The organism is Pantoea sp. Nvir (genome assembly GCF_009829915.1).
In the GTDB taxonomy this organism is placed as follows: Bacteria; Pseudomonadota; Gammaproteobacteria; order Enterobacterales; family Enterobacteriaceae; genus Pantoea.
Genome location: NZ_SZZW01000008.1, coordinates 11,982 through 26,380 on the forward strand (window position 1 = coordinate 11,982; position 14,399 = coordinate 26,380).

Genomic DNA, 14,399 nt, shown 5'->3' on the forward strand with positions numbered 1-14,399 from the left:
ATAAAAATGTGTGCTGGCGGGATAAAAATGTGTGCTGGCGGGATAAAACTACTTTTAGTGCATTCTTTGAATTCTTTTTTAAAGAAATGAGATAACTCAATGATAGATAAGTTTTTTATAGCTGATGCACTCTACGGTGATATGGTCAGTAAAGAAAAACAGCTCACAGTTAATTCGAACAATACTGTTCAGCCAGTTGCACTCATGCGACTTGGGGTCTTTGTTCCAAAGCCGACTAAATCACAGGGTGAGAACAACATTGTTGATGCATCTGAGTTATTTTCTCAGCTTGAACTTGCAAAAGCTGAGGGGTATGACAATATCAATATCTCTGGTCCGCGCCTGGACATGGACTGTGATTTTAAAGTTTGGATAGGCATAATCTACGCGTTTAGTAAAGGTGGTATGAATACAAATAAGATTGAACTCAAGTTCACAAAATTTGCAAAAGGTTGTGGCTTTTCAGCAAAGCGTATAGATGGTCGTCTACGTAGTTCTATCCATGATTCTTTGGGTAAGCTGAGGAATAAGTCTATCTCATTTAAACGTGGCGCGGATGTACGAGGAAGCTATCAAACTGGTTTATTAAAAACTGGTTACTTCGATGCTGACAGAGATATCATTCAACTTGAAGTAGATGAAAAGCTTTGGGAGCTGTTTCAGCTAGACTATCGAGTGTTACTGCAACAGTACGCTATTAAAGCTCTTCCGAAGAAAGAGGCTGCACAGGCTATATACACGTTTATCGAGAGCTTACCAGCTAATCCAGTACCTGTGGGTTTCCAACGTTTACGTGAACGCCTATCGTTAACTAGTACTGTAAGCGAACAGAACCGTACGATAAAAAAGGCGTTGGATCAACTTCAACATATTGGATATCTGAAATTTTCTTTATTTCGCAAAGAGCGGGAGAATTTTTTAATTATTCATAAAAGAAACCCAAAATTAAAACAATTGGATTTATGAAAGTGTGTGCTGACGGGATGTACAGTTGCTTTGTTGAATACAAAGAAGTGTGACTACATAACAAAACTCTCCTTATAAACACTGTTACATGTGCAATCAGAGGTAGTTAAGACATTAACAACCCACTTTTATACTTATTCATTTTGCTTAGAAATTAATATACATCCCGCCAGCACACATTTAAGATTCTCGTCAAACTATGACCCTAAGTTACAACTATTTATTTGATAAGAGTATTTTTTCCATTGTAAGATCGCACAGTTGAGAAAATACAGATTTGTATAGTAAGGTGTAGAGACCACTAAACGGAGGCATATTATAGAGCTGATACTAAATACTCTACAGCAAAAGCACAGTACTACTAAGTAGTGCAAAGGATATTATAATTTCAAATTATCCTTATATTTTGTGATATACTGACTAAAGTATCTTATAATCCCCTGTTTTAAACAGCTAAACACGTAAAACTTAAGTTTATAGTTACAATAATGCCTTATTTACCACGTTAACACCTTCAGTCAATGTTATATGATAGATAGGATTGTCATCAAAATTGATCGCGAGTGTGTATTTTGAAAAAAATTAAAAACCAGTTACAGTATACCCTGGTGCCATAACTAAAATATGACGGTACACCGTTAATAATTTAACTTATATGATATAGGTTAAATTCGAAAAGATAAATGCGACAATATGGTGAAACCATGTTCATCAGAGCTTATTTAAGGGCGTCAACAGAAGATCAGTTTGCCGATCGGGCAAAAAAAGTCTTAGAACAATTTGTTCAAGAACGAGGGCATAAAATAGCTAGTTACTATAGTGAAAATGTGAGCGGTACAACGCTTGACCGTCCGGAATTGGGGCGGTTACTAATGGATAGCCATCACAACGATATTTTACTAGTAGAACAAATAGACCGACTAACCCGTCTAAGCAACAGTGACTGGATAACAATGAAAAAACAGATTGAGCAACATAAGCTCCGCATTGTCAGTCTGGATGTTCCTACCTCATGGCAGGCACTGTCGGATAAAGAACCCTCACAAACTGATCCAATAACACACGCCGTTATTACAGCTATCAATAACATGCTAATTGACTTAATGGCAGCGATGTCACATAAAGATTGGTTAAGCCGACGTCAAAGGCAAAAACAGGGGATAGAGCGGGCACATATGCTAGGTAAATACCGAGGAAGACGTGCCGACCACGATCGGCACCAGAAAGTCTTGTACTACCGACAGGTTAAAAAACTAAGTATACGGGAAACTGCAGACGCCACAGGATACAGTACCTCCCAAGTATGCTGGTCTGGTATCCGTTCCACTTAATTGGTTAAACCACAACCTAGTGCACTTGCACAACAGAAAATAAGTCTTAGAATGTGGAGAAAATATTTTTTCTAGTAAAAAAATAAAAATTATCTTTCTTTAACAAAAAGAAAATTATTTATGCATCCACAGCAACACATAATAAAGTTCTAAAAAAGAAAGGTCTTTATGGAAAAGCTATCCTACGCGTTTGAAAACAGCACATCTGCTTGGTCTACCTATCTCCAGCAAATCGACCGTGTTGCACCCTATCTTGGCGAACTGGGGTGCTGGATAGATACACTTCGCCACCCAAAACGCGCTCTGATCGTTGATATTCCTTTGCAAATGGATAACGGCACTATCCGCCATTTTGAAGGTTACCGCGTTCAGCATAATCTTTCGCGCGGACCTGGGAAAGGCGGTGTTCGCTATCATCCCAATGTAGATCTTAACGAAGTAATGGCTCTTTCCGCGTGGATGACTATTAAGTGCGCTGCAGTCAACCTGCCTTACGGAGGCGCCAAAGGAGGCATTCGATGTGATCCTTTTGCACTATCGGAAAGCGAACTAGAGCGCTTAACTCGCCGTTACACCAGTGAGATCGGCATCATAATTGGACCACAAAAGGATATTCCTGCACCTGATGTTGGTACCAACAGTAAGGTAATGGCATGGATGATGGACACCTACTCTATGAACAGTGGTACGACAGTGACCGGTGTGGTAACAGGTAAACCTATTCACCTCGGCGGCTCGCTGGGAAGAGAGAAAGCAACTGGTCGCGGCGTGTTTATTACTGGCCGTGAAATGGCGCGGCGTGCGAGCATTCCTATTGAAGGTGCTCGTGTAGCGGTACAGGGATTCGGCAACGTCGGTAGCGAGGCAGCGCGTCTGTTCAGCGAAGCCGGCGCCTCTGTAGTAGCAGTTCAAGATCACAGCGCCACCCTTGCTAATCTGAACGGTATTGATATGGCTGCGCTGACACGCTGGCAACAACAGTATAAACAGATCCGCGATTTTCCAGACGCGCAAGAGATTGATGGAGAGGCATTCTGGACTACTCAGATGGATATCTTGATACCGGCGGCAATTGAAGGGCAAATCACACGTGCGCGAGCCGAAACACTAAGCTGTAAACTTTTACTAGAAGGTGCAAACGGCCCTACTTATCCTGAAGCAGACGACATGCTGGCCGCGCGCGATATTATCGTAGTACCAGATGTCGTCTGTAACGCGGGAGGTGTTACAGTAAGTTACTTCGAATGGGTACAGGACATGGCAAGTTTTTTTTGGAGCGAGGAAGAGATTAATGCACGAATGGATAAGATCATGACTGACGCCATAGTACATGTCTGGAACAAATCTAAAGAGAAGAGTTGTTCGCTGCGTACAGCAGCCTATATCGTTGCGTGTGAGCGTATTTTAATAGCACGCAAAGAACGCGGTATTTATCCTTGATAAAAAAGCTGAATACAGTAAGCCCGATTTTTAGAAATCGCACATGACTACCGTCAGTAGCGCAGTGCTAGTAGCCACCCTACATTTAGGTGGCTACTAGCACTGCGCTACTGCGACTACGTAATCTCTGGATATACCACTGACAAAGCCATTAGGCATAACATCACGTTATTCCGTTGTCTTGCGATTACTCAGGGAAGCTTTAACAAACTCAGCAGCGCGTTTTCCTGCTAAGAATGCATGGTCCGAATTATAATACTCCCACTCGCTGTAACGTCCTGAAAGATAAATACCCTGAGTTGCCAACCAACTGCGAATCAAATGTACATTTGCCTGACGATAGTGGTCATATACCACATAAGCATAAGGCATATCTACCTCATTTGCAGTAATAATAACATCTTCAGTACGAAGAATACCAACACGAATACAGTCGTCAATACAGCGCTGAATCAATGCGTCACCTTCACAAGGTAAAGGTTGCTCAGTGCGGTAGGTGATCTCACAGATGAGGCCAAAGCATCCTGCTGGATTACATTCCGGGCTGGCATTCCCTTGTAAAAAAATGCGGTGAAACAGAGTATCTCCTGGATAGTAAATCCAGTGTTTATCGCTTAGAGCTTCGCGCCCAATACCGAGATTAACACAGCGCACTGAAACGTGATTTAGTAATAACGCAGCTTTCTGAATAGCTTCTGGCACGCAATTGCCCATCAGTTGCACTAGTTCAGGTAGCGGTAGTGTGCTGATCATTTGCTCATAGCGATAATGACGACCATCCTTAGTAATAACATCACGATTTTTTAGCTGGATCTCAACGATCTCAGATTGAGTATCTAGCGCGCATTTAAGATAAGGTAGGAAGCCGTTCATTAATGCCTGAAAACCGCCACGTTTGGGATAACCAAAACGTGCATTAGGTCCGACAGGATTGTCCAGCGGCATCAGCGCACCAGAAATAATTTGTTCTAAATTAGGCATTGGAACTCGCTCACCGAGCCAAGATGTCTCTATATTAGCAAGCGACATCTTCCACAGTTTACGATTATAAGGAATTGCAAAATGACGCGCAATGCCTCTTCCCCAAGTACGGAAGATAAATTTTTCAAAATCTTCACCGGTGTTTTCTGCCTCCCCTGCCGATTTTGTCGCTTCAGCGTTAAACATACCATCTGAGCAACACACCGCCTGTCCTGTTGTATTCAACAGTGTGGTATTCCGAGTGCCATGTATACCGTAACAAGCTTCTACTGCTCCCAATATACACTCACTAATTACCTCTGCCGGTAACCCATATAATGATGACTGAAAAGGGTAACGAGTAAAGACATTATGGCTATAAACCCAAGCTTCACGCGTTTGCCAATGCAGGTTATCACCAAGTAGTTTTTCATAGAGTTGTAAAACATAAGGATCTTTTGAAAACATGATATGACCGGCATAATCAAAGGTAAATCCTTTTTCTTGAATTGAACGACACCAACCGCCCGGCGTTTCATTTTTTTCTAGTAATACCGCGCCTTCACCGTAGTGGTAACCTATGCTTAAGCCGGTTGGTCCTGCACCTAGAATCAGACATTCAACAGGACGTGATGGCACCATATGTATCGGCTTATTAGTATCTAGACTCTTATTATAGGAAATAGTTTGAACAACTTTTTTATTTCGTAGACCAGCAATATGCTCTTGCATCCGCTCAACGGTACTATCCCAAGAAGTTTTAGCAATAATTATTGCCATTTTTGCTGCCTGTTCTCTACGAGCTTCTTCGCTGAGATCTAAAACATTTTCGCAAGCATTTATAAAATCTTGCGTAGTGTCAACAATATTGACCACATCATTAAAATGGCGCACTATATCCGGGACCGCCGTGCTAACAATTGGCAGTTGCGCAGCCATATACTCCAGTACTTTAGTAGGGCTAATAAAACGAGTTGAGGTATTTAGCACAAAAGGTATCAGGCAGATATCCCATCCTACTAAGAAATGGGGTAAGGCCTCGTAGGGCTGTTGACCGAACCAATGAAGATTAGTTCGCTGGGGCAGCGTGTTGGGATCTATTTTTACCACTGGACCGACCATCACTATCTGCCATTCAGGACGGGCATCAGCCAGCGCTCCAATCAGTGCAATATCCATACGTTCGTCAATTACACCGTAATAGCCTAATCGTGGGCTCGGAAGAGTCTGCTGTAGCGGATGACCGTTACTACGGTCAAGCGCCTGCTCAAAATGAGCGGCATCGACACTACTAGGAAAACAATACACGTTTTTGTGTCGATGCTTTTTCGCTTCATATAGGCTGGTACCACCGGTAAACACAATATCAGCACAGTTAAGTAATTCTGATTCGCGTTGTTGAAGCTGTTGAGGTGCCATATGGAAAGCAGAAAGTTCATCCATGCAGTCATAAATAATGGCTCTGGGATTAAAGCAAGTTAACAACGGCAGCGCCATTGGAGTATAGAACCAAATTAACGGCTGTTCATCTTTCTCCAGCAGTAAAGTTAATAAGGGTTGTAATACTATTATTTGGCTATCATGGAAACCTGGAGCGTCAACATCTGTATGTGGTTCAATAACGGTTACGTTCGGTGCGGCTACGTAAGTATGTAGCCCTGCTTCACCGGGTTGATAAACTGGCTCCTCAATAAAGAGAACGCGGTAGTATTGAGCGAGGCGAGATAATAAATGCTGTGGACGTTGAAAAACGAAACCCCAGCGCAGATGACTAAATACCACTAAAACAGAATGTTTCATAAAGGACTCCTGTGGCCTGATAGACGATGATAGAAAAAATTGAAATCGGTGCAGTGTTCTTTGGGATTGCCGCAAAGCTGCAGCTGTGGGTTGATGTAACAGACGTGTAAAATCAGAGGCAATGTCCCAGAGTCCGCTATGCGGCCAATATTGGGGATCTTCCCAAAGAGGACTGTCAAGAATAGGATAAATACATATCCCTTGGATATCGCAGCCATTAAGCTGTGCCTGAGCTACTTGTGCAGCAATATGGTTTATCCAAGCTGGTCGGCCACTTCCGACATGGCTGGTTTCTGAGAGCAGAATCGGGCGTTGATAACGTTGTGATAAGTTTACTAGCATTTTGTGCAACGGCATGCGACGAGTATCGCCTAGATGCCAATGCAGACGCAGATTAGAGTTAGTTTCCCATTGATTAGCGTGATAATAATTAGCGCCGATAATATCAAGATAGCGTGGCATGCCGCCCAGTTCTGGCTCACACATACCAACTAGCATATCCCATGCTTGAAATTGCGCAGCATTAAGGTCAGCGGTACGCTGGTGACAGTGATCGCTGTCTTCATCGGGGACTAAATAGATGATAGGATCACAATGAAGAAACCGCGCCCGCGGGTCAACGAGCCAAATGGCTTCGCAGCCCGCTAAAGTAGCCCGTACTAGTTGACGCTTAATCGCATTTGAATCGTCATGGTGGTAATTGCCAAACAGTCCATCAGAGAGTCCCCAACTCAGAAAAGAGATCTCATTCATAGGGGAATAAATAGGCGAGCAAGCGTACCACGGTTTTAAAAACTTGGCGACACGCCGGCAAAATTCCGCAAATCTTAGAATAAAATCATCAGAAAAAAGATCAAGATTTTTTGGCCAACCGTAGTGGCAAAAAGTCCAGTTGATCTGTATTCCTAGTTTATAGGCCGCCTCCATTTTACCTTTGATAGTAGCGAAGGTCTGTTTTGGATCTACTTCCATTTGCCTCCAACCGATACTTTCTCTCACGGTAATAATGTTAAAATGTTTTAAAGCAACATAGTCATTGTAAAACTGCGTTTGATGATCATTCAGTATATCCATTACCAGCGGTCTTCCTTCAGTATTGATATGGTCAGCACCTTCATAACCGGCCTGCCAGAAACTAGAAAAAGACAAAATCACACCCTCCTGTAAAGATTCAGGAAAAAACATCCATATTTCCATACATTCAACGATATTTCTGTCATAGCAAAAGAATCGAATAGAGCCGAAAACGATATCTTTACTAATTATTTCTGTATGCGAAAATTTAAAGTTTGTGTGTAATTGAAGAAGTTTGAATTCAAGAAAAACTTTATCCGGTAAGCAGATAAAAAAGAATCTATAAATTACTAGTTTCAGTGAGCGAACACTTTTAATTGGAGTATAACTCTCCTTACTCTTCCCACAAGAAATTCAAGAAAAAGAAAATTGAATCATTCTATAAAAAGCAATTTGTACTCACGGTATACTTACGAGCCCTAGTATCTATATGTTTATATAGTTCAATATCCTAAACGGCTAGAGCTATTCCATTAGAAATAGCAGAATACATGCTAATAAAACTACCTTATCATGTAGAGAAAGCACATCCTATCTGTACTGAGTGGGGTGAGATGTTCTAAACCAAAAGCTGTGTAAAATTTTTTATCTTTTATATATCTGGTAATTGAAGCTTGTGCAACTAGTATAAAGAGCACATTTGTATGAAAAATCAAAATAAAGATATTGGTATTGTGCCTTATGGAGGCCCGGCAGGTGGATGGGGTGCGCTGAAAGCGGTGGTAGATGCGATTCGTGGGCAGATGTCAGTTAAAGAAAATATAATTGCGCTGTTTAAAGTCAATCAGCCTCAGGGATTTGACTGTCCCGGTTGTGCTTGGCCCGATCCACAATATCATTCATCCTTTGAGTTTTGTGAAAACGGTGCTAAAGCTGTCTCTTGGGAAGCTACTAGCAAGCGAAATACACCAGAATTTTTTGCAGCTCATACCGTTAGTGCACTGTGGAAACTTAATGCATTTGAGCTAGAAGGAGAAGGGCGACTGACGCATCCCATGAAGTATAATTCAACCAGCGATACCTATCAGACCATTCAATGGGAAACGGCCTTTCGCGAGATTGGCACACTTTTACGAAACTACATTGATCCCAACAGTGTAGAATTTTATACTTCGGGACGTACTTCTAATGAGGCTGCATTTCTCTGGCAACTTTTCGCCCGTGAATATGGCACCAATAACTTTCCTGATTGTTCTAATATGTGTCATGAACCGACTAGCGTCGGGCTACTGCAATCTATAGGCATCGGCAAAGGTACAGTGAATCTGGAAGATTTTAATCACTGTGATCTAGTGCTCTGCATTGGCCATAATCCCGGCACTAATCATCCGCGCATGCTGGCGACACTACGCGAAGTTTCCAAACGCGGTAAAAAAATCGTAGCGATAAATCCTCTACGTGAGCGTGGGCTGGAGCGTTTTACCCTACCACAGAGCCCGATTGAGATGTTATCAATGAGATCAACACAGATAGCGTCTATGTACTATAAAGTGCGAGTCGGCGGTGATGCAGCGATGCTAAAGGGCATAATGAAGTGTTTGCTGGTAATGCATAAAGATAGGATATCATTAAAAGAGCAAGGCGTGCTGGATGAAACTTTTATAAAAGAGCATACCGAAGGTTTTGACGCTCTAAAAGCAGACCTTGATGAAACAGAATGGTCATATATTTTTAAGGTTTCAGGTATGACGTTCGCAGATCTTCAAAATATTGCTCACTTATACGCCACAGCGGAAAACACTATCATTTGTTATGGCATGGGAATAACGCAGCATCAACACGGTACGCAAAACGTTCAGCAGATCGCTAATCTTTTACTATTACGTGGCAATATTGGCAAACGCGGCGCAGGAATCTGTCCGTTGCGCGGTCACTCAAACGTACAGGGCGATCGTACCGTCGGCATTACAGAAAAACCGCCGCTGTGGATGCTAAATAATATCGAAAAGGTGTTTGGTTTTAAGCCTCCGCACAAACATGGACACGGCGCGGTAGCAGCCATACAGGCAATACGCGACGGCAAGGCTAAAGCGTTATTGTGTTTAGGCGGTAATCTAGCGGAAGCTATCTCTGATCCACAAGTAACTTTTAAAGCAATGCGCACACTCGATTTAGTAGTGCATATTGCAACTAAGCTTAACCGCTCTCATCTACTTCTCGGCAAGCACAATTACCTATTTCCAGTACTGGGCCGTACTGAAGTTGACCGACAAGCATCAGGCGTGCAGAGCATTACAGTAGAAGATTCCATGTCGATGGTACACGCATCCCGAGGGACACTGATGCCTGTTTCACCACATCTTAAATCAGAACCGGCGCTAATAGCTGATCTAGCGAAAGCGACGCTGCTCAATTCACGTGTAGACTGGAAGAAAATGGTGAGCGACTATAGCCTTATTCGAGATGCTATTGAAGCGATCATCCCTGGTTTTGATAATTTTAACAAGCGTATCCTGATACCAGGTGGTTTCCGTTTGCCAATTGCGGCCTCGCAACGTAAATGGCTAACGCCCAGTAGCAAAGCTCAGTTTAAAGTAATGCAGGGAATAAATGAAGACCCATGTTCGCTGAAGTGTCATGATTTGGTACTAACTACGCTGCGTAGCCATGACCAGTATAATACTACGCTCTATGGTTTGAATGACCGATACCGCGGTGTTACGGGTCGTCGTGATGTGCTGTTTATAGCGGCAGCTGAAGCAGAAAAACGACAGTTACGTGATGGCGATAAAGTCAATATAATAACGCTCGATAATGAAGGTAACCGCACCAAGCGGCGACTAGATAACCTTACGCTTGTAGTGTATGACATGGCGCCAGGATCGGTAGCAGCTTACTATCCGGAAGCTAACATTATGGTACCACTTGAAAGCTATGATAACGAAAGTGGTACTCCCTCCTATAAAAGCATCCCCGTAGTGTTAGAGCTAATAGACACTTTAGGAGTACTTCTCTAAAAAAGAGTAGAATCAATATTAAATTTATTTGATTATTCCATTTTTTATCAGTCTTTTAGACTGAACCTAATTGGACTTGGATATGCTATGTAAGCATTATTTCTGCTTCTTTTCTGAATATTTATTTGCAAAAGTTTATTTTAAATATTTTTATAAAAATGCAGTAATTACTTTAAATTTTAAGGCCTATAAGCTAATTGCATATTTGCGTGGAGGGGAGTTTTGTTAAAAACATCTGGGCGAAGCTTCTCGAGATATGAAGTTAAGGTACTTCTATCCCCTCTTGAATGCAACCTTAATCAAAAAAACTAAGTAATAAAAATGTTTTAAATTTTCATATTAGAACTTTTATGATCTGATTATGCATAATGTTTATTGTGCAACTATTCTATTAGAATGACCGTATAAGTTGTGTTTTAACTGGTTTAATAAGAATACTCTGAAGCATATGAATCGTTAAAAACTTATTGCACCTCTGGAAATAATCTTCAAGGTCAATTAGGTATATTCTTAGTGGAAAGAAAAACACTCGGCGGAATGATGCATGACAACCTGGGGGGATTATCAATGCCCTTTCAATCACTGTGAAAATAAAAATTAGGCGCCAGGTTAAATAAAGTAAAGACGAGCGCACACTATTTGTGTGCGCCTGTACATTCCTGAACTATCAAACAGACAAGATATACATCTTGTGATAGAGTTTTGCGATTTATAGTAAAAATGAGCAAGATTAGCTTCTTCGTTTAGATTCACATGAAGGCTTTATGCTACTGAGCATATCATTTGGATTGACCCAAGCATTAAATTCCTCTTCAGTCAAATATCCTAGCTGTAGCGCCGCTCTCTTTAGTGTTAGTCCTTCTTTATGCGCTTTTTTCGCGATTTCTGCCGCTTTGTCGTAACCAATATGAGGATTAAGCGCAGTTACCAGCATCAGTGACTTATTGAGCATCTGCGTGATGCGATCACGATTCGGCTCAATACCGATCGCGCAGTGATGGTTAAAGCTGTCCATACCGTCAGTTAGTAGACGTACCGACTGCAGAAAGTTATGGATCACCATTGGACGAAAGACGTTCAATTGAAAATTACCAGAGGCTCCACCGATATTAATGGCTACATCATTACCCATTACCTGACAGCAAAGCATAATTAGCGCTTCACATTGGGTCGGGTTAACCTTGCCAGGCATGATGGAACTACCTGGCTCGTTTTCTGGAATAGATAGTTCGCCGATACCGCAGCGTGGCCCAGAAGTCAGCCAGCGTACATCATTGGCGATCTTCATTAATGAAGCTGCTAGTCCCTTTAATGCACCGTGTGAATGTACTAGCGCATCGGTAGTGGCAAGAGCTTCAAATTTATTTGGCGCAGTAATAAATGGCTGTCCTGTCAACTTAGCTAGTTCTTTCGCCACTCGCATAGCATACTCAGGATGAGTATTTAGTCCAGTTCCAACGGCGGTACCACCCAGAGCTAGTTCTGCTATGTGAGGGATACTTTGTTCAATATGTTCAAGACTATGTCCCAGCATTGCTACCCAGCCAGAGATTTCCTGTCCTAAAGTCAATGGTGTTGCATCTTGCAGATGAGTACGGCCAATTTTTACAATATCTTTAAAGTTTTCAGCCTTTTCGTTTAGCGTCTGCTTAAGCATCTGAATTTGCGGGATAAGCTTTTTGCGTAGCGCAAGAAGCGCTGCTACGTGCATCGCTGTCGGAAAAACGTCGTTTGAACTCTGGCTTTTATTCACATCATCGTTAGGATGAACAAGACGAGAGATGCCGCGTTCACCACCAAGAATTTCGCTAGCACGGTTAGCTAATACCTCGTTCATGTTCATATTCGTCTGAGTACCGGACCCTGTCTGCCAGATCACCAAGGGAAATTCACCTTTGTGTTCGTCAGCTAGGACTTCATCAGCAGCTTTCATAATTGCATCGGCCCTATCTTTAGGTAATAGGCCCAATTCACAATTTATAGCCACGGCAGCGCGCTTAGTTTGCGCTAGTGCGTAAATAAGCTCAATAGGGATTTTTTCAGTAGAGATACGGAAATATTTCAATGCACGCTGAGTTTGTGCGCCCCATAACTTGTCTGCAGGTACCTCAATGGGCCCGATTGAATCTCGCTCAATGCGATTATCTGCCATGTTTAGTTCTCCTTTAGAACAGGTTGCGGCGTCATGGTTCGCCCGGTTCTAAAGATGAACACGGACGTTCAAAATTCTTATATGCAAAAATTGATCAATATATTGTAGAATTACCTTAAAGGAACTTTCTAGTATTTAGAATCTTTTCGGAGGATATACCTAGAAATTTAGTTAAATGATTTTTTTCTGCAACCGTGCAAAAAAATCAATTTACCAGCTTAGAAGTAAATGACATACTAAATGATGGTAGCATGGGGTGTGTTTTTCTTTATCCAGTTGATTACTTACGTTTCCTATCTACATCTGCTGAAATCTTTTGCTCCAATATCTGTTTTCATTCTGCTTAATGAGAGAATATTAGTTCCTCTTTAACTGAAACTGAATAAAAAGGGATATGTTATGTATGTATTATCAATAGTTTAAAAACGACACATCCTTGTAGCTTTATATTTAGTTTTTTGCTCCGTATGAACTTTTATATCGAGTTTTTTATAGCCCCTTTTATCTTTATTACCGCACTAACCGGTATCTTTTTTTTATGTACTGACGTTCTAGATAGAAAATAATTTCTAATCATCTGCATTGATTACAGAAGACAAGGTACAATGAAACCGCTTAGACTGACAAAACATTCATGTTCTAGTTTTTTTATCTTTACCAGGCACTGTCATATGAGTCTTAGCTTAGTGTTATTGTTCAAATACGCAAAGATCTTAGGTGGTTGACGCTACTGTAGGCACCATACTAGATGTATAGTACTCTGGATATTACCATAACTCCACATCCTAATGACTAGGTCATGCCTTCGATACCAGATAAAGTATCAGGCGTTAACTGGGATAGCGTACTGGAAGCTGTACGCTACAACGAATGGCATCTATTGCTACGACAGTCGAGTCTGTGAACAGTTATAGAAGTTGATCACAATTGGCTAAGCCACAACATTGATACCGTTTCTATCGATCTAATTAATTTTTCTGTTATTGATCACATAAAGTTCGCGTATTTTTCGTTAACATTAGAGTTAACCAATTAGGTCGTTAAAACCCACATAGGCGTACTCTTTATTTTGTCAAGATAGCTAATATTGGCATTTTTTAACTTTGGGATATGTACTATCATTATGCTAGGCTACTTTATGTGTTAGCTTAGCTGTAGTTCGGGGATGATTACACATAATCCGGCGCAAACTCTATTGAATTCTTGGCTTGTGATGCCGTACTACTCACAAGGTGTGATAGTAGTACTCGCACTCAGGTTTGTTATGGTAGTGCCAATATTGAGTAGTAGTTTGCTTATTTCTTTAGCCCGCGGGTTGCTACGTTGGCGTAACGAACAGTTTATATATATGTCACAACCAGAAACTCTTCCAAATAAGCAATCACCACTGAGCATTGTGCGCAGGCGATTTTTCGAAAAACAGAAAAGCAAAAGCTATTTTTTGCGCAGTGTGGTGATTTTATGGCTCATCATTGGCACAGTAATAGGAAAAGCAATTATTAGCGGCGTTATTGATCAATATAAAATCGTCATCAGCGAATGGTCGCTGATGATGTATGTTACTCAAGGGTTAATGATTGTTCTCTATACTTCAGTCTTTACTGGTTTGATGTCCATTCCACTCTGGTATTTTTTCCTCGGCAAAAACAATCAGGAATAGGGCACATAGTACGATAGGTATCTTCCTATCTACAGCTGAGAACAATAATTCGTCAAAAA

7 protein-coding genes are annotated in these 14,399 nt (G+C 41.5%); 5 read left to right on the forward strand and 2 right to left on the reverse strand.

Annotated features, from left to right (window positions below; translation table 11 throughout):
- The first annotated feature begins 99 nt into the window (after positions 1 to 99).
- The 3 genes from FD729_RS05100 (at position 100) to FD729_RS05110 (ending at position 3,737) form a co-directional block, all read left to right on the forward strand.
- A complete protein-coding gene (locus FD729_RS05100; RefSeq protein WP_159932245.1) occupies positions 100 to 966 on the forward strand; it encodes a RepB family plasmid replication initiator protein in 867 nt (288 codons plus the stop codon).
- Between the two features lie 704 nt (positions 967 to 1,670).
- A complete protein-coding gene (locus FD729_RS05105) occupies positions 1,671 to 2,297 on the forward strand; it encodes a recombinase family protein (RefSeq protein ID WP_159932279.1) in 627 nt (208 codons plus the stop codon).
- Positions 2,298 to 2,465: 168 nt separating this feature from the next.
- Positions 2,466 to 3,737, forward strand: coding sequence for a Glu/Leu/Phe/Val dehydrogenase (locus tag FD729_RS05110; RefSeq protein ID WP_159932247.1), 1,272 nt, complete (start codon positions 2,466 to 2,468; stop codon positions 3,735 to 3,737).
- Between the two features lie 168 nt (positions 3,738 to 3,905).
- Here FD729_RS05110 and FD729_RS05115 read toward each other — a convergent pair whose 3' ends face one another.
- On the reverse strand, positions 3,906 to 7,682 hold the full coding sequence (locus FD729_RS05115) for an NAD(P)-binding protein (RefSeq protein ID WP_370461881.1): 3,777 nt from the start codon (positions 7,680 to 7,682) through the stop codon (positions 3,906 to 3,908).
- A 533-nt stretch (positions 7,683 to 8,215) separates the two neighbouring features.
- Between FD729_RS05115 and FD729_RS05120 the strand changes: the two genes are divergently transcribed.
- Complete coding sequence (locus FD729_RS05120; protein ID WP_159932249.1) at positions 8,216 to 10,528, forward strand: FdhF/YdeP family oxidoreductase; 2,313 nt, start codon at positions 8,216 to 8,218, stop codon at positions 10,526 to 10,528.
- A 730-nt stretch (positions 10,529 to 11,258) separates the two neighbouring features.
- On the opposite strand, the gene fumC is transcribed toward FD729_RS05120, so the two are convergent.
- A complete protein-coding gene (fumC, locus tag FD729_RS05125; RefSeq protein WP_159932251.1) occupies positions 11,259 to 12,680 on the reverse strand; it encodes a class II fumarate hydratase in 1,422 nt (473 codons plus the stop codon).
- 1,165 nt (positions 12,681 to 13,845) lie between these two features.
- Here fumC and FD729_RS05130 point away from each other — a divergent pair.
- A complete protein-coding gene (locus tag FD729_RS05130; protein WP_159932253.1) occupies positions 13,846 to 14,340 on the forward strand; it encodes a DUF2534 family protein in 495 nt (164 codons plus the stop codon).
- The last annotated feature ends 59 nt before the right edge of the window (positions 14,341 to 14,399 follow it).